21 protein-coding genes are annotated in these 24,066 nt (G+C 71.7%); 17 read left to right on the forward strand and 4 right to left on the reverse strand.

The annotated features are described in order from the left end of the window. The first annotated feature begins 96 nt into the window (after nucleotides 1-96). The 11 genes from AB0C12_RS23790 (at nucleotide 97) to AB0C12_RS23840 (ending at nucleotide 12,919) form a co-directional block, all read left to right on the forward strand. Nucleotides 97-1,161: a LacI family DNA-binding transcriptional regulator gene (locus AB0C12_RS23790; protein WP_360551340.1), complete on the forward strand. Its 1,065-nt coding sequence runs from the start codon at nucleotides 97-99 to the stop codon at nucleotides 1,159-1,161. Nucleotides 1,162-1,275: 114 nt separating this feature from the next. Continuing rightward, complete coding sequence (locus AB0C12_RS23795; RefSeq protein WP_360551342.1) at nucleotides 1,276-3,306, forward strand: bifunctional aldolase/short-chain dehydrogenase; 2,031 nt, start codon at nucleotides 1,276-1,278, stop codon at nucleotides 3,304-3,306. After that, the gene (locus AB0C12_RS23800) at nucleotides 3,303-4,712 is read left to right on the forward strand and encodes a rhamnulokinase family protein (protein WP_360551344.1); all 1,410 of its coding nucleotides are present in this window, start codon (nucleotides 3,303-3,305) and stop codon (nucleotides 4,710-4,712) included. The genes AB0C12_RS23795 and AB0C12_RS23800 overlap by 4 nt, the downstream gene beginning before the upstream one ends. Nucleotide 4,713: 1 nt before the next feature. Beyond that, nucleotides 4,714-5,448: a (Fe-S)-binding protein gene (locus AB0C12_RS23805; RefSeq protein WP_360551346.1), complete on the forward strand. Its 735-nt coding sequence runs from the start codon at nucleotides 4,714-4,716 to the stop codon at nucleotides 5,446-5,448. After that, nucleotides 5,445-6,863, forward strand: coding sequence for a lactate utilization protein B (locus tag AB0C12_RS23810; RefSeq protein ID WP_360551348.1), 1,419 nt, complete (start codon nucleotides 5,445-5,447; stop codon nucleotides 6,861-6,863). Before AB0C12_RS23805 ends, AB0C12_RS23810 begins: the two co-directional genes overlap by 4 nt. Beyond that, the gene (locus AB0C12_RS23815) at nucleotides 6,860-7,453 is read left to right on the forward strand and encodes a lactate utilization protein C (RefSeq protein ID WP_360551350.1); all 594 of its coding nucleotides are present in this window, start codon (nucleotides 6,860-6,862) and stop codon (nucleotides 7,451-7,453) included. Before AB0C12_RS23810 ends, AB0C12_RS23815 begins: the two co-directional genes overlap by 4 nt. Continuing rightward, on the forward strand, nucleotides 7,450-8,850 hold the full coding sequence (locus AB0C12_RS23820; protein ID WP_360551352.1) for an L-fucose/L-arabinose isomerase family protein: 1,401 nt from the start codon (nucleotides 7,450-7,452) through the stop codon (nucleotides 8,848-8,850). Before AB0C12_RS23815 ends, AB0C12_RS23820 begins: the two co-directional genes overlap by 4 nt. 40 nt (nucleotides 8,851-8,890) lie before the next feature. Then, entirely contained in the window at nucleotides 8,891-9,757 is an 867-nt protein-coding gene (locus AB0C12_RS23825; protein ID WP_360551354.1) for an NAD(P)H-binding protein, read from the forward strand. A 54-nt stretch (nucleotides 9,758-9,811) separates the two neighbouring features. Continuing rightward, nucleotides 9,812-10,432 carry a TetR family transcriptional regulator gene (locus AB0C12_RS23830; protein ID WP_360551356.1) on the forward strand — a complete coding sequence of 207 codons (621 nt, stop codon included), beginning with the start codon at nucleotides 9,812-9,814 and terminating at the stop codon, nucleotides 10,430-10,432. A 1-nt stretch (nucleotide 10,433) separates the two neighbouring features. Next, on the forward strand, nucleotides 10,434-11,324 hold the full coding sequence (locus AB0C12_RS23835; protein WP_360551358.1) for an ABC transporter ATP-binding protein: 891 nt from the start codon (nucleotides 10,434-10,436) through the stop codon (nucleotides 11,322-11,324). Next, a complete protein-coding gene (locus tag AB0C12_RS23840) occupies nucleotides 11,321-12,919 on the forward strand; it encodes an ABC transporter permease (protein ID WP_360551360.1) in 1,599 nt (532 codons plus the stop codon). Before AB0C12_RS23835 ends, AB0C12_RS23840 begins: the two co-directional genes overlap by 4 nt. A 21-nt stretch (nucleotides 12,920-12,940) precedes the next feature. Here AB0C12_RS23840 and AB0C12_RS23845 read toward each other — a convergent pair whose 3' ends face one another. The 3 genes from AB0C12_RS23845 to AB0C12_RS23855 form a co-directional block, all read right to left on the reverse strand. Further along, nucleotides 12,941-14,602 carry a Na+/H+ antiporter gene (locus tag AB0C12_RS23845; RefSeq protein WP_360551362.1) on the reverse strand — a complete coding sequence of 554 codons (1,662 nt, stop codon included), beginning with the start codon at nucleotides 14,600-14,602 and terminating at the stop codon, nucleotides 12,941-12,943. An 84-nt stretch (nucleotides 14,603-14,686) separates the two neighbouring features. Beyond that, the gene (ahcY, locus tag AB0C12_RS23850; protein ID WP_360551364.1) at nucleotides 14,687-16,147 is read right to left on the reverse strand and encodes an adenosylhomocysteinase; all 1,461 of its coding nucleotides are present in this window, start codon (nucleotides 16,145-16,147) and stop codon (nucleotides 14,687-14,689) included. Between the two features lie 177 nt (nucleotides 16,148-16,324). Then, the gene (locus AB0C12_RS23855) at nucleotides 16,325-17,440 is read right to left on the reverse strand and encodes a phytanoyl-CoA dioxygenase family protein (protein WP_360551366.1); all 1,116 of its coding nucleotides are present in this window, start codon (nucleotides 17,438-17,440) and stop codon (nucleotides 16,325-16,327) included. Nucleotides 17,441-17,513: 73 nt separating this feature from the next. On the opposite strand from AB0C12_RS23855, the gene AB0C12_RS23860 reads away from it, so the two are divergent. The 4 genes from AB0C12_RS23860 (at nucleotide 17,514) to AB0C12_RS23875 (ending at nucleotide 20,689) form a co-directional block, all read left to right on the forward strand. Then, entirely contained in the window at nucleotides 17,514-18,551 is a 1,038-nt protein-coding gene (locus AB0C12_RS23860; RefSeq protein WP_360551368.1) for a LacI family DNA-binding transcriptional regulator, read from the forward strand. Nucleotides 18,552-18,632: 81 nt separating this feature from the next. Further along, nucleotides 18,633-18,968, forward strand: coding sequence for a YciI family protein (locus AB0C12_RS23865; protein WP_360551370.1), 336 nt, complete (start codon nucleotides 18,633-18,635; stop codon nucleotides 18,966-18,968). Next, entirely contained in the window at nucleotides 18,969-20,174 is a 1,206-nt protein-coding gene (locus AB0C12_RS23870; protein ID WP_360551372.1) for a sigma-70 family RNA polymerase sigma factor, read from the forward strand. Next, the gene (locus AB0C12_RS23875; protein WP_360551374.1) at nucleotides 20,171-20,689 is read left to right on the forward strand and encodes a pyridoxamine 5'-phosphate oxidase family protein; all 519 of its coding nucleotides are present in this window, start codon (nucleotides 20,171-20,173) and stop codon (nucleotides 20,687-20,689) included. The genes AB0C12_RS23870 and AB0C12_RS23875 overlap by 4 nt, the downstream gene beginning before the upstream one ends. Here AB0C12_RS23875 and AB0C12_RS23880 read toward each other — a convergent pair. Then, the gene (locus tag AB0C12_RS23880; protein WP_360551376.1) at nucleotides 20,669-21,502 is read right to left on the reverse strand and encodes a TIM barrel protein; all 834 of its coding nucleotides are present in this window, start codon (nucleotides 21,500-21,502) and stop codon (nucleotides 20,669-20,671) included. The two genes, AB0C12_RS23875 and AB0C12_RS23880, sit on opposite strands and share 21 nt — an antisense overlap. Nucleotides 21,503-21,730: 228 nt before the next feature. On the opposite strand from AB0C12_RS23880, the gene AB0C12_RS23885 reads away from it, so the two are divergent. After that, complete coding sequence (locus tag AB0C12_RS23885; RefSeq protein ID WP_360551378.1) at nucleotides 21,731-22,846, forward strand: M48 family metallopeptidase; 1,116 nt, start codon at nucleotides 21,731-21,733, stop codon at nucleotides 22,844-22,846. A gap of 78 nt (nucleotides 22,847-22,924) precedes the next feature. Further along, nucleotides 22,925-23,461 carry a peptide deformylase gene (gene def, locus AB0C12_RS23890; protein ID WP_360551380.1) on the forward strand — a complete coding sequence of 179 codons (537 nt, stop codon included), beginning with the start codon at nucleotides 22,925-22,927 and terminating at the stop codon, nucleotides 23,459-23,461. The last annotated feature ends 605 nt before the right edge of the window (nucleotides 23,462-24,066 follow it).

Consider the following 24,066-nt stretch of genomic DNA (forward strand, 5'->3'; position numbering starts at 1 on the left):
TCATACGGCGTGTGACGAACGTAGGTGGCCCCGATCACACGTGTCAAGCATCTGGCTGAAACGTTGCGGAAACAAGGTGCGCCACGGTGCCGTACGATGTCGCTTCAACGTTTCAAAGGGGGAGCCGTGGTCAACGGCAGGACACCGTCCGTCAAGGACGTCGCCCGCTCAGCCGGGGTCTCCCTGGGCACGGTTTCGAACGTGATGAACCGCCCCGAGGTGGTCAGCCCGACTACCCGGGAGCGGGTCGAGCGGGCCATGGCAGAGCTGGGCTTCGTGCGCAACGAGTCGGCCCGGCAGCTGCGGGCCGGCACCAGCCGCACCCTGGCCTACGTGATGCTGGACGGCAGCAACCCCTTCTTCCACGACGTCGCGCAGGGCATCGAGCTCGCCGCCGAGGACGCCGACCTCTCGCTGTTCATCTGCAACAGCAACGGCCGGGCCGAGCGCGAGGAGGTCCACCTCGACCGCCTCATGCAGCAGCGGGTGCAGGGCATCCTGATCACCCCGGTCAATCCGGACGCGCCGCACCTGGCCGAGATCAGCCGCCGCGGCATTCCGGTGGTCATCGTCGACCGGGTCGGTGCGGGTGGTCTCTTCTGCTCGGTCGCCGTCGATGACGTGCTGGGCGGCCGGATCGCGGTCGAGCACCTGGCCGAGCAGGGGCACACCCGGGTGGCCGTGGTCGGCGGGCCGGAGTCGATCGGTCAGGTCCGCGAGCGCGTCGAGGGGGCCCGGCAGATCTGGTCCGAGCTCGGCCTGCCGCCGGAGGATCTGACCTATCTGCCGACGGCCGGGCTGACCGTCGCCGAGGGCCGCTCGGCCGGTGAGCGGCTCGCCGGCATCCCGGCGCGACGACGGCCGACCGCCGCGTTCTGCGCCAACGATCTGCTCGCGCTCGGCCTGTTGCAGCAGAGCATCGGCGCGGGCCTGCGAGTGCCGGAGGAGCTGGCCATCGTGGGCTTCGACGACATCGAGTTCGCCGCCGCGGCCGCGGTGCCGCTGACCTCGGTGCGCCAGCCGCGCCAGGAGCTGGGCCGGGCCGCGGCCCAGCTGGTGCTGGACGAAGCGACCAATCCCGAGCACGTGCACCAGCAGCCGTTGTTCGTCCCGGAGCTGGTCGCCCGTGCTTCCACGGTCGTCCGTTCCCGCGCCTACTGACAACGATTCATCAGGCGGCGGATCCGGCGCGAGGTATTGACCACGGCGGCGCCCGGGCCGTAACCTGCTGGCAATCTGTGAAACGTTTCATGCCCCTGCCGGCGAAGGATGCTCATGTCGAACCCCGCAGTCAGCGACCTCCTGGCCCGCAGCAACCGCCTCGGCGCCGACCCGCGCAACACCAACTACGCCGGCGGCAACACCTCGGCCAAGGGGACGGAGATCGACCCCGTCACCGCCGCGCCGACCGAGCTGGTCTGGGTCAAGGGCTCGGGCGGCGACCTCGGCACGCTGCAGGAGTCCGGCCTCGCGGTGCTGCGGCTCGACCGGCTCCGCGCGCTGGCCGGCGTCTTCCCCGGCGTCGACCGCGAGGACGAGATGGTGGCCGCGTTCGACTACTGCCTGCACGGCCGTGGTGGCGCCGCCCCGTCGATCGACACGGCCATGCACGGCCTGGTGGACGCGCCGCACGTCGATCACCTGCACCCGGACGCCGGCATCGCGCTGGCGACCGCGGCCGACGGGCCGGCGCTGACCAAGGAGATCTTCGGCGACCGGGTGCTGTGGGTGCCGTGGCGCCGGCCCGGCTTCCAGCTCGGCCTCGACATCGCCGCCGTGCAGCGGGCCCACCCGCAGGCCATCGGCGTCGTGCTCGGCGGGCACGGGATCACCGCGTGGGGCGCCACCAGCGCCGAGTGCGAGGCCAACTCGCTGGAGATCATCAACACCGCCGCGGCGTGGATCGCCGCGCACGGCCGCGAGGCGCCCTTCGGCCCGCTGGTGCACGAGCCCCTGCCCGATGAGGTACGCCGTGAGCGCGCGGCCGCCCTGTTCCCGATCGTGCGCGGTCTCGCCTCCACCGACCGTCCGCAGGTCGGCCACTACACCGACAGCGAGGTCGTGCTCGACTTCGTCCGCCGCGAGCGGATGCCCGAGCTGGCCGCGCTGGGCACCTCCTGCCCGGACCACTTCCTGCGTACCAAGGTCAAGCCGCTGGTGCTGGACACCGCGCCGGACGCCCCGCCGGAGGAGGTCGAGGCCCGGCTCAAGGAGCTGCACGCCGCCTACCGCGAGGACTACCGCGCGTACTACGAGCGGCACGCCGGCCCGGACAGCCCGGCCATGCGCGGCGCGGACCCGGCGATCGTGCTGGTTCCCGGCGTCGGCATGTTCAGCTTCGGCGCCAACAAGCAGACCGCGCGGGTGGCCGGTGAGTTCTACGTCAACGCGATCAACGTGATGCACGGCGCCGAGTCGGTCTCTACCTACGCGCCGATCGACGAGTCGGAGAAGTTCCGGATCGAGTACTGGGCGCTGGAAGAAGCCAAGCTCCGGCGGATGCCGAAGCCCAAGCCGCTGGCCACCCGGATCGCGTTCGTCACCGGCGGCGGCTCGGGCATCGGCAAGGCCATCGCGCTGCGGCTCGCGGCCGAAGGTGCGTGCGTCGTCGTGGCGGACCGGGATTTCGATGCCGCGACGGCAGTGGCGACCGAGATCGGCGGCCCGGACGCCGCGGTGGCGGTGGCCGCCGACGTGACCTCCGAGGCGCAGGTCGGCACCGCGCTGCGGGACGCGGTGCTGGCCTTCGGCGGGGTGGATCTGGTGGTGAACAACGCCGGTTTGTCCATCTCCAAGCCGCTGCTGGAAACCACCGAGGCGGACTGGGACCTGCAGCACGACGTCATGGCCAAGGGCTCGTTCCTGGTCGCCAAGGCCGCCGCCGGCGTCATGATCGGGCAGGGCCTGGGTGGCGACATCGTCTACATCTCCAGCAAGAACTCGCTGTTCGCGGGCCCGAACAACGTCGCCTACGGCGCGGCCAAGGCCGACCAGGCGCACCAGGTCCGGCTGCTCGCCGCCGAGCTGGGCGGGCACGGCATCCGGGTCAACGGCATCAACCCCGACGGCGTGGTCCGCGGCTCCGGCATCTTCGCCGGCGGCTGGGGCGCCAAGCGGGCCGCCGTGTACGGCGTACCGGAATCCGAACTCGGCGCCTACTACGCCCAGCGCACGCTGCTCAAACGCGAAGTGCTCCCGGAGCACGTGGCCAACGCGGTGTTCGTGCTGACCGGCGGCGAGCTGTCGCACACGACCGGCCTGCACATCCCGGTGGACGCCGGGGTGGCGGCGGCCTTCCTGCGGTGAACACCTTCGCGGCGGTCGACCTGGGCGCCTCCAGCGGGCGCGTCATGGTCGGCCGGGTCGGCCCGGGGTCGCTGTCACTGGACGCCGTCAACCGTTTCGCCAACGAGCCGGTGCGCGCCGGCGGGACGCTGTACTGGGACATCCTCGCGCTGTACCGAGGCGTCCTGGAGGGGCTGCGCCTGGCCGGGCCGGTCGACGGCATCGGCATCGACTCGTGGGCGGTGGACTACGGGCTGCTCGACGCGACCGGGACGCTGCTCGGCAACCCGGTGCACTACCGGGACTCCCGCACGGAGGGCGCGGCCGCCAAGGTCGCCGCGGTGGTCGGCGAGGACAGGCTGTACGCGCTGACCGGCCTGCAGAAGCTGCCGTTCAACACGATCTACCAGCTGGTGGCCGCGGCCGCCACCCCGCAGCTGGCCGCGGCCCGGCAGCTGCTCATGATCCCGGACCTGCTGGCGTACTGGCTGACCGGCGAAACGGGAGCGGAATTTACCAACGCTTCCACCACCCAGCTTCTCGATCTAGGCTCAGGGGGGTGGGCCGGAGAACTGATGTCCGCGCTCGGGATCCGGCCCACTCTCTTCCCGCCGCTGCGCGCGCCCGGCACGGTGATCGGCCCGGTGCGGCCCGAGCTGGGCCTGGGCACCCCGGACGTCATCGCGGTCGGCTCGCACGACACCGCCTCGGCCGTGGTCGGCGTCCCGGCCGCCGGTGACAACTTCGCCTATATCTCCTGCGGGACGTGGTCGCTGGTCGGCGTCGAACTGGACGCGCCGGTGCTGACCGAGGCGTCCCGGCTGGCGAACTTCACCAACGAGGGCGGCGTCGACGGCACCGTGCGCTATCTGCGCAACGTGATGGGGCTCTGGCCGTTGCAGGAGTGCCTGCGCGAGTGGGGTGCGCCCGACCTACCCGTGCTGCTGTGCGAGGCGGCCGCCGTGCCCGCCTTCCAGGCCGTCGTCGACCTGGACGATTCCGTGTTCCTGGCGCCGGGCGACATGGTCGGCCGCCTGAGCCGGGCCAGTGGGTGTTCGCTGCCGGGGCCGGCGGAAACAGTGCGGTGCATCCTGGACAGCCTGGCGCTCGCCCACCGTCGTGCGGTGCGCCAGGCCCAGGAGCTGTCCGGGCGGCACGTCGACGCGGTGCACATCGTCGGCGGTGGTGCTCGCAACGAGCTGCTCTGCCAGCTCACCGCGGACGCCTGCGGGCTGCCCGTGCTGGCCGGCCCGGTCGAGGCGACCGCGTTCGGCAATGTGCTCGTGCAGGCCCGGGCCGCGGGAACGATCAGCGGTGATCTCTCGGCACTACGGGCCCTGCTGCGGGAGACTCAGCAGATCGTGCGCTACGAACCGCGCGGCGACGCAGCCGCGTGGCACGCGGTCGAGCGCCGGCTGGAGGCCTGACATGCGCATCGCCTTGTTCGTGACCTGCCTGGCCGACACCATGTTCCCGGCCGCGGCCAAGGCGACCGTGCAGTTGCTGGAGCGGCTGGGCCACGAGGTGGTCTTCCCCGCGGGGCAGACCTGCTGCGGTCAGATGCACATCAACACCGGCTACCAGAAGGACGCGCTGCCGCTGGTCCGCCGGCACGTGCGCACGTTCGCGCCGTACGACGTGGTGGTCGCGCCCTCCGGATCGTGTGTCGGGTCGGTGCGGCACCAGCACGCGATGGTGGCCCGGGCGGCGGGCGACGAAGGGCTGGCCGCGCGGGCCGAGGACGTCGCCGGCCGGACGTACGAGCTGTCCGAGCTGCTGCTGGACGTGCTCGGCGTGGAGGACGTCGGTGCGTACTACCCGCACCGGGTCACGTACCACCCGACCTGCCACTCGCTGCGGATGATCCGGGTCGGCGACAAGCCGCAGCGGCTGCTGCGCCACGTCCGCGGGCTGGAGCTGATCGAGCTGCCCGCGGCCGACCAGTGCTGCGGCTTCGGCGGCACCTTCGCGCTGAAGAACGCCGACACGTCGACCGCGATGCTGGCCGACAAGATGCGCCACGTGCTCGACACCGGCGCAGAGGTCTGCACGGCCGGCGACTCGTCCTGCCTGATGCACATCGGCGGCGGCCTGTCCCGGCTCGACGCGGGCGTCCGGACCGTGCATCTCGCCGAGATCCTCGCCGCGACGGAGGCCGCATGACCACTTTCCTGGGTATGCCCACGCCCGCCCCGCGCGGAGTGGGAAACCTGCGCGGCGACGAGCCGTTCCCGGCCGCCGCCCGCAAGGCGCTCGGCAACGCCCAGCTGCGCCGCAACCTGGGCCACGCCACCACGACGATCCGGGCCAAGTCCGGCTCGGTCATCGGCGAGCTGCCCGACTGGCAGGAGCTGCGCACGGCCGGCTCGGCACTCAAGGCCGACACCATGGCCCGGCTCCCCGAGCTGCTGCTCCAGCTGGAGGAGAAAGTCACCGCGGCCGGTGGCGTCGTGCACTGGGCCGCCGATGCGAACGAGGCCAACCGGATCGTCACGGAGCTGGTCCGGGCCACCGGCCAGGACCGGGTCATCAAGGTCAAGTCGATGGCCACCCAGGAGATCGGCCTCAACGAGGCGCTGGAGGCGGCCGGTATCGAGCCGGTGGAGACCGACCTGGCCGAGCTCATCGTTCAGCTCGGGCACGACAGACCCAGCCACATCCTGGTGCCGGCGATCCACCGCAACCGCGCCGAGATCCGCGAGATCTTCCTGCGGGAGATGCCCGGCGTCGATCCGGCGCTGACCGACGAGCCGGTGATCCTGGCCGGAGCTGCCCGGCGCTACCTGCGCGAGACCTTCCTGCGCACCAAGGTCGCGGTGTCGGGGGCCAACTTCGCCGTCGCGGAGACCGGGACGCTGGCGGTGCTGGAGTCCGAGGGCAACGGCCGGATGTGCCTGACCCTGCCGGAGACCCTGATCACGGTCATGGGCATCGAGAAGCTCGTACCGACCTGGCAGGACCTCGAGGTGTTCCTGCAACTGCTGCCACGGGCGTCGACCGGTGAGCGGATGAACCCGTACACGTCGATGTGGACCGGGGTGACGCCCGGCGACGGGCCGCAGAACTTCCACCTGGTGCTGCTCGACAACGGGCGCACCGCGGTGCTGGCCGACGAGGTCGGCCGCCAGGCGTTGCACTGCATCCGCTGCTCGGCGTGCCTCAACGTGTGCCCGGTGTACGAGCGGACCGGCGGGCACGCGTACGGGTCGGTCTATCCCGGGCCGATCGGGGCGGTGCTGTCGCCGCAGCTCACCGGGGTCGAGGACAACGCTTCGCTGCCGTACGCGTCGTCGCTCTGCGGCGCCTGTTTCGACGCCTGCCCGGTGAAGATCGACATTCCCTCGATCCTGGTGCACCTGCGCAACGAGGTGCCCCATCCGCGTACGGAGAGGGCGGTGATGGCGTCGGCGGCGTACACGATGGACCACCCGAAGCTCTACGCGGCCGCGCAGCATGCCGCCAAGCTCAGCAAGCTGGCCGGCCGGCGGTTGCCGCCGCCCCTCAACGGCTGGACCGCCGGCCGGGATCTGCCGGAACCGCCGCCGGAGACCTTCCGCGACTGGTGGGCGAAGCGATGAGCAGCCGCGAGCTGATGCTGGGCCGGATCCGGGCCGCGCTCGGCGACACCGCGCCGCCGGCCGGGATCCCGCGCGACTACCGCCGCGGTGACCGGGTCGCCGACCTCGACCTGCTGGTGCACCGGCTGGAGGACTACAAGGCGGTCGTGCACCGCGGTGTCTCGATCGCCGGGACCGTGGCCGCTCTCGCCCCCGCGCCGCTGATCGTGCCGCCCGGCATCGACCCCGCGTGGCTGCCCGACGGCGTCGACGTGCGGCGCGACGAGGGGCTGAGCGCCGACGCGCTGGCGGTCGCCGGGGGCGTGCTGACCGCGGCCACGGTCGCCGTCGCGGAGACCGGGACCATCGTGCTCGACGGCTCGCCCGACCAGGGCCGCCGGATCATCTCCCTGCTGCCGGACCTGCACATCTGCGTGGTACGCGCGGACCAGGTGGTCGCGTCGGTGCCCGAGGCGCTGACCCGGCTCGACCCGCACCGGCCGCTCACCTGGATCAGCGGCCCGTCGGCCACCAGCGACATCGAACTCAACCGCGTCGAGGGCGTCCACGGCCCGCGCCGCCTGCACGTCATCCTTCTGGAGGCATCGTGACTCAACGGCAGACCAGGATCGGCCTGGTGGCGGGCGGACTGGGGACGTACTGGCCGCAGTTCCCGGGGCTGTTGCCGCAGCTGCAGGAATCGGCCCGATATGTCGCGCAGCGGTTCCAGGAGATGGAGACCGAGGTCGTCGACGTCGGGTTCATCTCGGACGCTCAGGAGGGGGCGGCTGCCGCGGAGAAGCTGCGCCGCGCTGACTGCGACCTGATCGTGCTGTTTCTGACGACGTACCTGACCGCCTCGATGGTGCTGCCGATCGCCCAGCGCGCCAACACCCCGGTGCTGGTCATCGACCTGCAGCCGACCGAGAAGATGGACCACGCGTCCTTCGACACCGGGGCCTGGCTGGCGTACTGCGGGCAGTGCCCGGTGCCCGAGATGGGCAACACGTTCCGCCGGGCCGGGATCCCGTTCCGGTCGGTCTCCGGCTGGCTGCGGCAGGAGTCGGCCTGGCGGCGGATCGGCCAGTGGATCCGGGCCGCGCACGTCCGCGCGGCGCTGCGGCACGCCCGGCACGGCCTGATGGGCCACCTCTACCCCGGCATGCTCGACGTCTCGACCGACCTGACGCTGCTGCCGGTGACCTTCGGCTCGCACGTCGAGGTGCTGGAGTTCGACGACCTGCGCCAGCGCGTCGAGAAGGTCACCGAGGCCGAGACCAAGCAGCGGATGGACCTGGCCCGGGAGATCTTCACCCTGGACGACACGGTCCGGGAGGAGGACTTCGCCTGGGGCGCGACCGTCTCGGTGGCGCTGGACCGCCTCGTCGACGACTTCGAGCTGGACAGCATCGCCTACTACCACCGCGGCCTCGACGGTGAGCAGCACGAACGCCTCGGCGCCGGCATGATCCTGGGCGCGTCCCTGCTCACCGCCCGCGGCATCCCGACGACCGGCGAGTACGAGCTGCGGACGACCGTGGCCCAGCTGGCCACCCAGGCGGTCGGGGCCGGCGGCTCCTTCTGCGAACTGCAGGCGCTGAATTTCGAGGACAACGTGGTGGAGATGGGTCACGACGGCCCGGCGCACCTGGCGGTCAGCGCCCGCGACCCGCTGCTGCGCGGACTGGGCGTCTATCACGGCAAGCGCGGCTGGGGCGTCAGCGTGGAGTTCGACGTCCGGCCCGGCCCGGTCACGCTGCTGGGTCTGGGGCAGGACCGGGACGGCTCACTGTCGTTCATCGCCGCCGAGGGGACCGTGGTGCCGGGTCCGCTGCTGGCGATCGGCAACACGACCAGCCGGGTCGACTTCGGCCGGGACCCGGGCGAATGGGTGGACGACTGGAGTGCGTCCGGCGTGGGCCACCACTGGTCGCTGTCGCTGGAGCACCGGGCCGCGGACTACAAGGCGGCGGCGAGCCTGCTGGGCATCGACTTCCGGCAGGTCTGAGCGGGGCGAAACTGTCGTACCCGGTGCTTATGGTGCCGGGATGACTATTGCTGTCACCGCCGCAACCGGTCATGTCGGCTCCCGCGCCGTGCAGGTGCTGATCCAGGCCGGGGTGCGCCCCACCGTGCTGATCCGTGATCCCGCCAAGCTGCCCGCCGAGGTCCGCGACCGCGTCGACGTGCTCCCGGGCGACCTGCGCGACGCCGCCTACGTCACCGAGGCCACCAAGGGTGCCGACGCGTTGCTGTGGGTCGTGCCCGAGTCCTTCACCGCCGACGATCCGGTCGCGGAGATGACCGCGATCGCCGCCAACGGTGCCGCCGCGATCGCCGCCAACGGCATCGGCCGCACCGTGCTGATCAGCAGCGTCGGCGCGGAACGACGGCACGGCGCCGGGATGATCGACGGCCTGGCCCGCGCCGAGGAGCTGCTCGGTGGCGCCGGGCCGGTGTGCACGCTGCGCTGCGGCTACTACTTCACCAATCTGCTCGGCAGCCTGGAGGAGTTGCGGGCCGGCACGCTCACCACCACCAGGCCGGCGGACGCGCCGATGCCGTGGGTCGATCCGCGGGACGTCGGGGAAGTGGCGGCTGCCCGGTTGCTGAGTGAGCAGTGGTCGTCCTCATTCGTCCAGGCGGTGCACGGCCCGGCCGACCTGAGCTGGCTCGAGGTCGCCGAGATCGTCGGCGCCGCGCTCGGCCGCAAGCTCTCGGTGCAGGTGATCACCGATGACGAGCTGCGGGGTGCGCTGCACGGTGCCGGGCTGACGCCGGGGGTGGTCGAGGGGATCGTCGGCATGACGGCCGGGCTGCGTGACGACTTCGTCCCGGAGCAGTCGCGCAGCTTCGTCAGCACGACTCCCACCACGCTGGCGGCCTGGGCGGCGCAGCACCTGCGCCTGCCGTAAAGATCTTGCGCCATCACTCTAGGCGGCTACACACACGTGTAATAACCTACACACGTGAGTAGTGATCTGACGGCGCGAGCCCGCATCCGCGACGCGGCCATCCGCCTCTTCGCCGAGAAGGGCATCGGTCCGGCGACGATCCGCGACATCGCCCAGGCCGCCTCGGTGTCCTCCGGCCTGCTGCGCCACCACTTCGGTTCCAAGGAGGGCCTGCGCGACGCCTGCGACGACTTCGCGACCGAGCGGATGGCCACCCTGCGCGCGCAACTGCTGGCGCGCGGCGGCTTCGGTGACGCCGCCTTCGTCGGCTCGGTGCATCCCGAGTCGATGCTGCTGCAGCGCTACCTCGTGCGCTCCATGATGGACGGCTCGCCCGCGGCCGAGGTCATGTTCGAGCGGATGGTGGAGGCCGGCGAGCTGTGGCTGGGCGACCAGCCGATCAAGAGCAAGGACCCGCGCGCGTACGCGGCCGTGCTCGTCGCCATGAAGATGGGCATGTTCCTCATGCGGGAACAGCTTTCCCGGGTGCTCGGCGTTGATGTCGACGAGCCCGCCCACCACGCCCGCCTGCTCCGGGCGTCCGTCGAGATCTTCGCGCAACCCCTGCTCGATGCCGAACGGGCCGATGCGGCGTACGCGGCCCTGGACCGGCTCGCTGTCCCTGAGGAGTCATGACATGACCGAGGCGATCAGCGTCGCGGGGCTCACCAAGAGCTTCGGGCGCACCCGGGCCCTGAACGGCCTGGACCTGCACGTGCGGACCGGCGAGGTGCACGGCTTCCTCGGGCCCAACGGCGCCGGCAAGACCACCACCATCCGGATCCTGCTGGGGCTCATGCGCGCCGACGGTGGCAGCGCCTCGTTGCTCGGCGGCGACCCGTGGGCCGACGCGACCGCCCTGCACAAGCGGCTCGCGTACGTGCCGGGCGACGTCACGCTCTGGCCCAACCTGTCCGGTGGCGAGGTCATCGACCTGCTGGGCCGGCTGCGCGGTGGTCTCGATCCGCGGCGCCGCGACGAGCTGCTGACGCGGTTCGAGCTGGACCCGCGCAAGAAGGGCCGCACCTACTCCAAGGGCAACCGGCAGAAGGTCGCCCTGGTCGCCGCGCTGGCCTCCGATGTGGAGCTGCTCATCCTGGACGAGCCGACCTCCGGGCTGGACCCGCTGATGGAGGAGGTGTTCCGCGACGTCATCCGCGACGAACGCCGCAACGACCGGACCGTGCTGCTGTCCAGCCACATCCTGTCCGAGGTCGAGGCGCTCTGCGACCGGATCACCATCATCCGCGAGGGACGCACGGTGGAGACGGGCACGCTGGTCGACCTGCGCCACCTGACCCGTACCTCGATCGAGGCGGAGCTGATCGGGCCGGTCGACGGGCTGGCCACCCTGCCGGGCGTGCACGACCTGCGCACCGAGGCGGGCCGGGTGCACTTCGACGTGGACGCCGACGCGCTCGACCCGGCGCTGCGCAAGCTGGTCGGGGTGGGCGTACGCAGCCTGGTCAGTCAGCCGCCGACCCTGGAGGAGCTGTTCCTCCGGCAGTACCGGGAGCCGGCGCGATGACCGGCACCGGACGGCTCGTCCGGCTGATCCTGCGCCGCGACCGGGTGCTGCTGCCGCTCTGGGTGGTGCCGCTGGCGCTGATCCCCGCCCTCTACGTCTCGTCCTTCGAGGCGTTGTTCCCGACCGACGCCGAACGCATCGGATACGCCCGGGTCAGCGCGGGCAACGCCGGTTTCGTGGCGCTCTACGGTCCGCTGCACGGCACCGGTCTCGGCGAGCTGGTCGCCTGGCGGGGCGGCTTCATCCCGGTGCTGGTGGCGCTGTTCAGCGCACTCACGGTCATCCGGCACACCCGTACGGATGAGGAGGCCGGACGCACCGAGCTGATCGGGGCCGCCGCGGTCTCGCGGCACGCCGGCCTCTTCGCGGCGCTGCTCGTGGCCTTCGGTGCCAACGCGGTGCTGGCCCTGATCCAGGCGCCGGCGATGATCTCGCAGGGGCTGCCGGTCACCGGCTCGGTGCTGATGGCGCTCGAATTCGCGCTGGCCGGCTGCATGTTCGCCGCCGTCGCCGCGGTCTGCGCCCAGCTGGCCGGGGGCGCACGGTCGGCGCGCTCGCTCGCGCTGGTCGCGCTGGGCATCGCGTACGTGCTGCGCCTGGCCGGCGACGTGAGCGACATCGGCGACGGCGCGACCGGCTGGCTGTCCTGGCTCTCGCCGATCGGCTGGGTCCAGCACATGTTCCCGTACGGGGCGGACGTGTGGTGGCCGATCGTCCCGGCGGTCGGGCTCGGTGCCGTACTCGTGGGGACCGCCGCGTTCCTGGCCGCGCACCGCGACGTCGGTGCCGGTGTGCTGCCCGACCGCCCCGGCCCGGCGGTCGCTGCCCCCGGGCTGCGTTCCCCGCTGGCGCTGGCCTGGCGGTTGCACCGCGGCATGCTGATCGGCTGGGTGACCGGCTTCGCGTTGCTCGGGCTCGTCTTCGGCGCCGTCGCGCAGAGCGTCGCCGACCTGGTCGGGGACAGTCCCGAGCTGGCCGATGTCTTCGCCCGGCTGGGCGGCGCCTCGGGCGCGGTCGACAGCTACCTCGCCGGGGTCACCGGCATCCTGGGGCTGATCGCCGCGGCCTACGCCGTGCAGGCTCTGCTCCGGGTGCGCGACGAGGAAGGTGCCGGGTCCGCGGAGCTGGTGCTGACCACCGGTGCCAGCCGGCTGCGCTGGCTGGCCGCCCACCTGGTGTTCGCCTTCCTGGGGCCGGTCCTCGCCCTGGCGGTGAGCGGCGCGGTCGCCGGGCTGGTGCACGGGCTGGCGTCCGGTGACGTGGGCGGCGAGGTCACCGTGGTGCTGGGCGGGGTGCTCGCCCAGGTGCCCGCGGTCTGGGTGCTGGCCGCCGTCGCGGTCGGGCTCTTCGGCCTGCTGCCCAGATTCGCGCCGGTCGCCTGGGGAGCGGTCGCGGCGTGCCTGCTCGTGCTGCTCGTCGGTGCCGCCCTGCAGCTCTCGCAGTGGGTGCTGGATCTCTCGCCGTTCACCCACATCCCGCACCTGCCGGGCGGGCACGCCACCGCCACGCCCTTCGTGGTGCTGACGCTGATCGCGGTGGTGGTGGGCGCCGCCGGCCTGGCCGGCTTCCGCCGCCGCGACGTGCCCACCACCTGAGCCACTCTCCGTCCGGCTCCGTCAGCGGGGCCGGTCGGGGAGCAGGCGTTCCTCGAAGTCGAGCTCGCGTTCCAGCACCCGCAGACCCTCGTCGGAGAGCCGGTCCGCGTCCCGCCAGCGCAGCAGTTCCTCCCGCTGGGCGTCGATCACCGCCCGGCGCACCCGCAGCCCGGCCTCGTACTGCGGGGACACCGGCACCTCGTCAGAGTCCGACTGGTCGAGCAGGTCCAGCCGGCGGCGGTAGCGCTCCATCCGGTGGCCGAGCTGCTTGCGTACCGTCTCGATGGCGTGGTCCTCGATGTCGTCGTGCTTCTCGTGGTCGATCTCGTCGAGCCGGTCCAGGGCCGCCTGCACCGACGCCGAGCGGGCCTCGTTGCGCAGCCGTACCTTGTCGGCCTCGTTGGCGCGCAGCCCGAGCAGCCGCACCAGCGGGGCGAAAGTGACGCCTTGGCCGACCAGGGTCACCAGCACCACGACGAAGGCGCAGAACAGCAGCAGGTCCCGGTCCGGGAACGGCGAGCCGTCGCGCAGCGTGAGCGGCACGGTGAAGATCGCCGCCAGGGTGATGACCCCGCGGGTGCCGGCCCAGCTCAGCGCCGTGATCTCCTTGCCGTTGAGCCGGCGTTCCCGTTCCTTGCCGCGCTGTTCGGTCTCGTCGCTGGTGCCGCCGAGGCGGGTGTGCAGCGAGATCGGCAGCATTTGGGTGAGCACCAGGAACAGTGGGCGCAGCAGCAACACCACGCCGACGGAGATGGACACCGCGATGACGATCGTCGAGGTCTCGTACTGCGACAGGCCCCGGACCACGGCCGGCAGCTGCTGGCCGATCATCAGGAACACCAGTCCCTCCAGCAGGAAGTCGACCAGCCGCCAGACCGCGCTGACCTGCAGCCGGCTCGCGCCCGAGCTCATCCTGGGCATGTCGTGCCCGACGATCAGCCCGGCCACCACCACGGCCAGCACACCGGAGACGTGCACCCGCTCGGCCAGCAGGTACGCCACGAACGGCGTGCCGAGCGAGATGGCGTTGGCGATCAGCGGGTCCTGCATGAGCCGGCGGGCGGCCCGGACCGCGTAGGCGACCAGGGTCCCGGCGATGACCCCGCCGACCGCCATGATGACGAACTCGCCCACCGCGGACGTGATGGAGAAGCTGCCGTTCGAGGCGGCGGCCAGCGCGACGCTGAGCAGGGTCAGCGCGGTGGCGTCGTTGAGCAGGCCCTCACCCTGGATCAGGGTGACGATGTTGCGGGGCAGGCCGATCCGTTTGCCGATCGCGAGCGCGGCCACCGGATCGGGCGGCGCCACCGCGGCGCCCACCGCGACCCCGGCGGCGAGCGTGGCGCCGGCCACGAACAGGCTGAAGCCGTAGCCGATGAGCACGGCGGTGAGCAACACCAGCACCACGGAGAGGCTGATCACGGTGCGCAGGTTGCGCCGGATGTCGACCAGTGAGGAGTCCAGCGCCGCGTTGTAGAGCAGCGGCGGCAGGATGAGAGTCAGGACCAGGTGGGGGTCCAGCTCGATGTTGGGACCGGGCAGGACGGCGTAGAGGATTCCGGTGACTGTCAGGAGGGCGGCGGCGGGCAGGCCGGTCTTACCGGCCACCCAGCGCATCGCGACCACCACGGCGACACCGGCCAGGATGAACAGCAACGTCGTCTCGACTTTCACCCGGCACATTCTCCCGGACGGCGGCCGATCGCGCGCTCATGATCGACGGTGGCCCGGGTCTCCCGGCGAGCGGGGACCCGGGCCGTCGATCGGTCAGTACCGGTAGTGGTCCGGCTTGTACGGGCCCTCGACGTCGATGCCGAGGTACTCCGCCTGCTTCTTGGTCAGCGTGGTGAGCCGGACGCCGAGCGCGTCCAGGTGCAGCCGCGCGACCTTCTCGTCCAGGTGCTTCGGCAGCACGTAGACCTGCTTGTCGTACGCCTCCGGCTTGGTCCAGAGCTCGATCTGGGCCATCACCTGGTTGGTGAAGGAGTTCGACATCACGAAGCTCGGGTGCCCGGTGGCGTTGCCCAGGTTCATCAGGCGGCCCTCGGAGAGCACGATCACCGCGTGACCGTCCGGGAAGCGCCACTCGTGGACCTGCGGCTTGATCTCGACCTTCTCGATGCCCGGGACCTTGGCCAGGCCGGCCATGTCGATCTCGTCGTCGAAGTGACCGACGTTGCCGACGATCGCGTTGTGCTTCATCTGCGCCATGTGCTCGGGCGTGATGATGTCCTGGCCACCGGTGGTGGTGATGAAGATGTCGGCCTCGGCGACGACGTCCTCGATCCGGGCGACCTGCATGCCGTCCATGGCCGCCTGCAGCGCGCAGATCGGGTCGATCTCGGTGACGACGACGCGGGCGCCCTGGCCGCGCAGCGTCTCGGCCGAGCCCTTGCCGACGTCGCCGTAGCCGCAGACGACGGCGAGCTTGCCGCCGAGCATGACGTCGGTGGCCCGGTTCAGGCCGTCGACCAGCGAGTGCCGGATGCCGTACTTGTTGTCGAACTTGCTCTTGGTGACCGAGTCGTTGACGTTGATCGCCGGGAAGAGCAGCTCGCCGGTCTTGGCGAACTTGTAGAGCCGGGCGACGCCGGTGGTGGTCTCCTCGGTGACGCCCTTGATGCCCTCGGCGATCTTGGTGAACCGCTGGGAGTCCGACGCCAGGCTGCGGCGCAGGGTGTCGAGGATGATCGTGTATTCGTGGCTGTCCTCGGCGGTGGTCGCCGGGACGGCACCGGCCAGCTCGAACTCCCGGCCCTTGTGCACGAGCAGGGTGGCGTCGCCGCCGTCGTCGAGGATCATGTTGGGGCCGAGGCCGTCACCGAAGGTGAACAGCTGCTCGGTGCACCACCAGTACTCCTCCAGCGTCTCGCCCTTCCAGGCGAAGACCGGGGTGCCGGTGGGCGCCTCGACCGTGCCCTCGGGGCCCACGACGACGGCCGCGGCGGCCTCGTCCTGGGTCGAGAAGATGTTGCAGGAGACCCAGCGGACGTCGGCGCCGAGAGCCACGAGGGTCTCGATCAGCACGGCCGTCTGGATGGTCATGTGCAGCGAGCCGGCGATGCGCGCGCCGCGCAGCGGCTTGGTGTCGGCGTACTCGGCGCGGATCGACATCAGGCCCGGCATCTCGTGCTCGGCCAGACGCATCTGGTGGCGGCCGAAGGCGGCCAGCGACAGGTCGGCAACGGCGAAGTCGAGGCCGTTGCGCTGCTGGAGACGATTGTTCATGAAGAAGGGCACCCCCCTCATCGGGAGGCGCCCTTGCGTCTGTGACCCGAGGGGCCGAGCGTGGCGGATGTCCGTGGACTCCGTCGCAGCGCCTCTCGACCCGGGGCTCGCGCCGCTTTCGGGCGCTCGTCCCACCATAGCGTCCGAGGCTCAAGATCGCTGCTGGGCCGGGATTCCTCAGACCCGGCGTTCCTGCTGGTCAAGCAGGGCTTTGGCAAATTGTGGCGTGTCCCACTCTTCGGTCAGGGCCTGCCGCAGCAGGTCCGCCTGGGTCTGCGGGGCCAGCCCGCCGATCGGCTGGTCACGGTCCAGATTCGTGGGAAACGCGTAGCCCTCGGCCGCCGCCGCGACCACGTTCGCCACGTTCCCGGTGAAGCCGCGCAGCACCGGATAGAGCGCGCGGCACATGGCGGTCCGGTCCACGGTCTCCATGGCCCGGCCGAACGCCGAGGACACCTGCAGCAGGTTCGCCATCCGGCGCACGTCCGCGCTGCGGTTGGTGCCCGCGCCGTGGAACAGCGCCGGGTTGAAGAACACCGCGTCGCCCTTCTCCAGCGGCAGCTGCACGTAGTTGGCCTCGAAGTAGGCGGTGAACTCGGCCAGGTGGAAGGCGACGTAGCCGGGCGGGTACTTCTGCGAGTGCGGCAGGTACAGCGTCGGGCCGGTCTCCACCGGCATGTCGACGTGCGCGACCGCACCCTGCAACGTCAGCGCGGGGGACAGCTGATGAATGTGCGCCGGATAGCTCTCGGCCTGCTCCTGGCTCATGAAGCCGAGGTGGTAGTCGCGGTGCGCCACCTGGGCCTGACCACCCGGGTTCACCACGTTGATCTGCGAGGTCACCTGGTAGCCGCGGCCCAGCCAGGCCGAAGAGACCAGTGCGAGGGTGTCGTTGGCGTAGTAGTCGGCGAACGCCGCCGGATCCCGCAGGGCGAACTTGTCCAGCGCGCCCCAGACCCGGTCGTTGGCGCCCGGCTTGGCGAAGTGGTCGCCACCGACCACCCCGGCTGCCTTCTGCTCCTCGATCATCGCGGTGAAGACCCCGGAGGCGCTGTCCACCACGGCCGGGTCGAACGCGCCCCGGAAGACCACGATGCCCGGGCCGTCGAGCAGCGCGCGGGCCAGCTCGGACTGCACCTCGCGGCGGTCGGCGGCGTGCCCGTCCGGCTCGTAGATCAGCACGTTCTGCCGCACCTGGGCGGCGTGCGGGTAGTCGGCCCGGTCGGTCGTCTGCTCGACCAGGGCCCGGAAGTCGGCGAGACGGCAGTCGGCCGCCGCGAACCAGGTAGTCATAACGGCAGGCTAGGCCCGCCGGCCCTCTCAGAAACCCTTGATAACACCTCAAAAAACCCTCATCGTGTACGGGGTGAAGCACCCGTACCGGATCCGCGAGATCGCCGCTCAGTCCGGGCTGAGCCCCGCCACGGTGGACCGGGTGCTGCACTCCCGGGGCGGGGTCCGGGCGAGCACGATCCGCGAGGTCGAGCAGGCCATCGCCGACCTGGACCGGCAGCAGTCGCAGCTGCGCCTCGGCGGCCGTACGTTCATGGTCGACGTCGTCGTGCAGGCCCCGCAGCGGTTCTGCACCGCCGTGCGCGCGGCCCTCGAGGCCGAGCTGCCCACGCTGCGTCCCGCCGTCATCCGGTCCCGTTTCCACTTCCTGGACAGCCCGGCGGTCGGGGACCTCGTCGGCGTGCTGGACCGGGTGATCCGCAAGGGCTCGCACGGCGTCATCCTCAAGGCCCCGGACGTGCCCGAGGTGGTGGCCGCGGTGACCCGGCTGACCGGGCGCGGCACGCCGGTCGTGACCCTGGTGACGGACCTGCCGACGAGCGCCCGGGCCGCGTACGTCGGCATCGACAACCGCGCGGCCGGCGCGACGGCTGCCTATCTGGTGCAGCAGTGGCTCGCGGACCGGGCCGGGGACGTGCTGGTGGTACGCGGGCACGGTTCGTTCCGGGGTGAGGACGAACGGGAGATGGGCTTCCGGGCCGAGATGCGCGCGCGAAACGCGGGGCGCCGGCTGCTGGAGGTCGTGGACGAGGAGGACCGGGCTGACGCCGTACACGTCGGCACCCGGGAGGTCCTCGCCGCGCACCCGGCGGTCCGCGCGGTCTATTCGCTCTATGCCGGCGCCGGCGGCAACGCCGCGGTGGTCGACGCCTTCGACCGGCAGCGACGTCCCTACGACGTGTTCGTCGCGCACGACCTGGACGGGGAGAACACGGCGTTGCTGCGCGAGCGCCGGCTCTCCGCCGTGCTGCACCACGACCTGCGCCAGGACCTGCGCCGGGCCTGCCAGGTGGTGATGCAGGCGCAGGGCGCGCTGCCCGGGCCGGTGCGCTCGAACCCGTCGGCGATCCAGGTGATCACGCCGCACAACGCCCCGCCCGCGGAATTCTGAAGTTTTCTTCGTCCGGCTGTCCGGAACCGTGGTGCCCGTTCGTCACCGTGGTGAGATCACGAAGAAGAGGAGAGCCCCGAGATGAAGTTCATGATGTTCGTCTGCACCGACACCGAGCCCGAGACCGACGAGTCGCTGGTGCCCGACATCGAGGCCTGGGTGGCCGAGAACGACGCCGCCGGCCGGCGGGTCGAGGGCAGCGTGCTCGGCTCGCCCGCGGCGGCCACGACCGTCCGGGTACGCGGCGGTGACCTGCTCGTCTCCGACGGCCCGTTCGCCGAGACCAAGGAGGTCATCGTGGGCTTCGACATCCTGGAGTGCGCCGACCTGGACGAGGCGATCGAGGTCGCCCGCAAGCACCCGATGGCCTACCACGGCCGGCTGGAGCTGCGGCCGTTCGTGGACCTGGCCGGCTGAATGCCGGACCTCGGGCAGACAGTCGCCGACGCGGGTGCGGACTCGTACCCCCGGATCGTCGCGGCGTTGATCCGGATCACCGGCGATTGGACCCTGGCCGAGGACTGCGCCCAGGAGGCGCTGGCGATGGCCCTCGAACGCTGGCCGCAGGACGGGGTGCCGGCGAACCCGGGCGGATGGCTGATGACGGTCGCGCGCAACCGTGCGCTGGACGTGCTGCGGCGCGCGACCGTCGAACGCCGCAAGCTCCAGGAACTGGCTCTGCTGACCGAGCCCGCCGGGCGGGAGGACGAGGACGGGGAGGAAGTCGTGGACGACCGGCTGCGGCTGATCTTCACCTGTTGCCATCCCGCGCTGGCGCTGGAGGCCCGGGTCGCGCTGACCCTGCGGACCATCGCCGGGGTGCCGACCGCGGACATCGCGAGCGCCTTCCTGGTCACCGAATCGACCATGACGCGCCGGCTGACCCGGGCCAAGGCCAAGATCGCCACGGCCGGTATCCCGTACCGGGTGCCGGCCGGGGCGGCGCTGGCCGAGCGGCTGCCCGGCGTCCTGGCCGTGCTGTATCTGCTGTTCACCCGGGGTTACGACGCCGACGGGGAGCCGGCGTTCGCGCAGGAGGCGATCCGGCTGACCCGGCTGCTCACCGAGCTGATGCCGGGGGAGCCGGAGATCACCGGGCTGCTGGCGTTGTGCCTGCTCCAGCACTCCCGGCGGGCCGCGCGCCGCGATGACGACGGCAACCTGCGCACATTGGACCAGCAGGACCGGTCACTCTGGGACCACGCCGCCATCGCCGAGGCGCTCGCGCTGTTGCCGGCGACCACCGGCCCGTACGCGCTGCAGGCCCGGATCGCCGCCTGCCACGTCACGACGCCGACCGACTGGCCGGCCGTCGCCGCCCTCTACGACCAGTTGTTCTCGCTGCTGCCGACACCGGTGGTGGCACTCAACCGGGCGGTGGCCCACGGGTACGCGTACGAGCCGGCGGCCGGGCTGCGGCTGCTGGCCGAGGCGGGGGTCGGTGGGGCGCTGGACGGGTACCCGTACGCCATGGCCGCGGAGGCCGACCTGACCGCCCGGGCCGGGGACACCGGCCGGGCCGTGACGCTCTTCGAGCAGGCCGCCGCGGCCGCCCCGGCCGGACCCGTGCGCCGGGCCCTGCTGACCCGCGCCGAGGAACTCTCCCGAGACGAGGAACCATGACCACACCGACCGTCGAATTCAACGGTGACTTCAGCGAGCCCGGCGCCCCGGCGGTGCCGTGGGCCGACGTCGAGCGGGTGCTGACGACGTCAGAGATGTTCTTCCTGTCGACCGTCCGCGCCGACGGCCGCCCGCACGTCACCCCGCTGCCGGCGATCTGGGACCGCGGTGTGCTGCACATCTGCACCGGCGACCAGGAGCAGAAGGCGAAGAACCTGGCCCGCAACCCGGCCTGCGTGCTGTCCACCGGCACCAGCGCGCTGCACGGCGGGCTGGACGTGGTGGTCGAGGGCGTCGCCGTCCGCGTCACCGAGCCGGACCGGCTGCGGGAGCTGGCGGCGCTGTGGAAGTCCGAACTGGACTGGGATTTCGAGGTGGGCGAGGACGCGTTCCGGGACCCGGCCGGGCGCAACGGCCTGGTCTACGGGATCCGGCCGGCGAAGGTGCTCTCCTTCGGCAAGGGGCCGTACACGCAGACCAGGTACCGCTTTCCCTCAGCCGAGAATCTCGCGTAGCCGGTCGGCGCTGCGGCGTACGTCGGCGACCGGGCCCTCGCCCCCCGGCTCCGCCCGCAGGATCGTGTCCTGCTCGAGCACCCACCAGCCGTCGTAGTCGTGGCGCCGCAGGGCCGCCGCGACCGCGGCGAAGTCCACGTCCCCGGCACCGATCGGCCGGTACATGCCCGCGTCCACCGCGTCGGTGTAGGTGCGGTGCCCGGACCGGACCTGCGCGGCGATGCTGTCGTCGACGTCCTTGGCGTGCACGTGGGCGATCCGGTCGCCGGCGGACCGGGCCAGCGCCACCGGATCGGTGCCGCCGATCAGCAGGTGCCCGGTGTCCAGGCAGAGCCCGATGTCGCTGCCGTCCAGGACCCGCTGCACCTCGGCGGTCTGCTCGACCATCGTGCCGACGTGCGGGTGCAGCACCGCGGTGAGGCCGCGCTCCCGGGCCTGGGCGTCGAGCTTGTCGAGGTTGGTGAGCAACCGCTGCCAGCCCGCGGCGTCCAGCTCCGGCCGGGCGTCGTAACCCGCCTGGCCGGTGGCGGCGGCCAGCACCACGGTGTCCGCCCCGGCGGCCACGAACCGGTCGAGGTCCAGCTCCGGCTCGTGCGCCGGGTCGTGCAGGACCACCGGTACGAAGCCACCGACCGCGCGCAGACCCAGCTCCCGCAGCAGCTCGTCGGAGGGCAGGAAGCCGTCCGGGCCGAACTCCGTCGCGGTCAGGCCCACCTCGCGCATCTCCCGCAGGACCCGTTCCGGGCTCAGCTGATGTCCCCAGCCCGGCACCTCACAGACACCCCAGGAGATGGGCGCTCCAGCGATCTTCATGCTGCGCTCCTCACTTCGCTCCTCACTTCGCTCCTCCTGAGAATGGGCTGGCCTCCGAACCGGTCACAAGCGGCCCGGCCCATCAAAAACACCTCAGCGGCGGGCACCTCCGGGTCGGCCGAAAGTCTGATTCACGCACGGTGAAGTCCCGCTCGGAGCCGATGCGCCCGGGTGGCCGCATTGGCCAAGCTCATCTCGGATCTCCAGACGAGGCGCGGAAGGACCACCATGACGATCGACGACGAGAATCGGCCGGCCCGGCAACGGGTCACGCTGACCGACATCAGCTCCCGGGCGTGGGAACACCCCGCCGACCGCGGCGCCCTCACCGCCCTACGTGAACTGCGCGGCTTCGACGACGTCGTGAAGGCGTTCTTCGGCATGTGGAACGAGCGCGGTTTCCGCCTGCAGTACCTGGCCGGCTCGATCCGGGTCGACCACCGCCAGTACCCCCGGGTGTACCAGCGTTTCACCGAGGCGGCGACCACCCTCGACGTGGCCGAGCTGCCGGAACTGTTCGTCAGCCAGTCACCGATGATCCACGGCCAGGCGATCGGCATGGACAAGCCGTTCATCGTGATCACGACCGCGGCCGTGGAGAAGCTGGACGACGACGAGCTGCGGGCCCTGCTGGGGCACGAGATCGGCCACGTACGCAGCGGCCACGCCGTCTACAAGACGATCATGATGATCCTGACCAAGTGGGCGACCAACGTCAGCTGGCTCCCGATCGGCGCGATCGCCCTGCGCGCCATCATCGCCGCCATGTACGAGTGGTGGCGCAAGGCGGAACTGTCGGCCGACCGCGCGGGCCTGCTCGCCGGCCAGGATCCGGCCGCGTCGACCCGCCTGCTGATGAAACTGGCCGGCGGCGGCGACCTCTCCCAGATCGACACGGCGGCGTTCCTGGAGCAGGCGGCCGAGTACCAGGGCGGCGGCGACCTGCGCGACAGCATCCACAAGATCAGCATGACCGCGTGGAGCAGCCACCCGGTCCCGGTGGCCCGCGCGGCGGAACTGCGCCGCTGGGTCGACTCCGGCGAGTACAGCCGCATCATCGGCGGCGACTACCCGCGCCGGGACTCGGACGGCAACACCTCGGTGACCGGCGACGTGAAGGCGGCGGCCAGCCACTACCGCGAGTCGTTCGAGAACTCCCAGGACCCGCTGGTGACGCTGGCCCGCCGGGTGACCGGCGGAGCGGCGGACCTGGGCGACTGGGCCGGCACCCAGGCCGGCAAGGCCCGGGCCTGGGCCAGCACGGCGGCGGACGCGGCCGGCCGGGCGGCGCGCCGCGAGAGCCGGCCCGCCGACCCGCCGGCCGACGACACCCCGCCGGTCTGACCGGGACCGCCCGCGCCTTCGGTACCCCACCCCCGGCGCGGGCGGTCCCCCAGCACGTGCTCGGCATAAAATTGGGCTGTGCAGACGCGTGCCGGAAACCCACGACCCATCACCCGCTACGGGAACCCCGTCCTGCATCGGCGATGCGCCGACGTGACCGTGTTCGACGAGGAGCTGCAACAGCTCGTCGCGGACATGTTCGCGTCGATGGCCGCCGCGGAAGGAGTGGGCCTGGCGGCGAACCAGATCGGCGTCGACGCCCGGATCTTCGTGGTCGACTGCCCCGACGCAACCCAGACGAACGTCGTGGCCCACGTGGTGAACCCGGTCCTGCACGTGCCGGACGCGCGAGACCTGGAAGTCGACAGCGAAGGCTGCCTGTCGGTCCCGGGGGTCCGCGCCGAGGTCGGCCGGCCCGCGACCGCCTACGTGACGGGCGTCGACATGTTCGGCCAGCCGGTACGCATCGACGGGACCGGGTTGCTGGCCCGCTGCCTCCAGCACGAGACGGATCACCTTGACGGGCTGCTCTACGTCGACCGGCTGCCGGCCAAGAAGCGTAAGAGGCTGCTGGCGGAGAGCGCCGAGGCGCCGGCTGTGGGCGTCACGGAATAATCGCGGGTCGGCTAATTACGCACGTCAATGCCGGTACTCACCCGAGCCGGGGCAGGTCCGGACCGGGCGGCGGGGCGGCGTCCGCCAACCGGAGGCGGCGACCGTCGCGACGGCCCGGCGGGCCGCCGCTTCCGCCGAGCCGGCCCTGCTGACCGGAGAGTGGGCCATCGGAGATTCGGCCATTCGGCGATGATCGACGGTACGGATGGACAATAACCGCCACGGTCGATACTCTTTCCTACGACGCCGTTGCGAGTTCTTCCCCCGTGGAATTCGCAGCGGCGCTCTTATTTTCCGGCCCTGTCGGTTTTCTTCCCGGCCTTCTCCCGGCCTCCGGCTCTCGGTCCCCTCCCGGCTTGTGGCCCCCGGCCTTGCGGTCCCCGGCCTTGCGGTCCCCGGCCTTGCGGTCCCCGGCCTTGCGGTCCCCGGCCTTGCTGCCCGGTGAGTTTCCACGGCCTGGTGAGGCGGGCCTCGCCGGTCCTTGCTCTGCTGCGAGCTGCTCCTCGTTCCGCGGCGTGAGTCGAGCATCCGTCGCTGATCCCGGCCTCCGGCCCGTTGCTGGCCCGGTGGGTCTTCCCGGCTCGGTGGCCTGGCCTTGCCGGTTC

The sequence above is a fragment of the Actinoplanes sp. NPDC048967 genome (assembly GCF_040649415.1).
GTDB lineage: Bacteria > Actinomycetota > Actinomycetes > Mycobacteriales > Micromonosporaceae > Actinoplanes.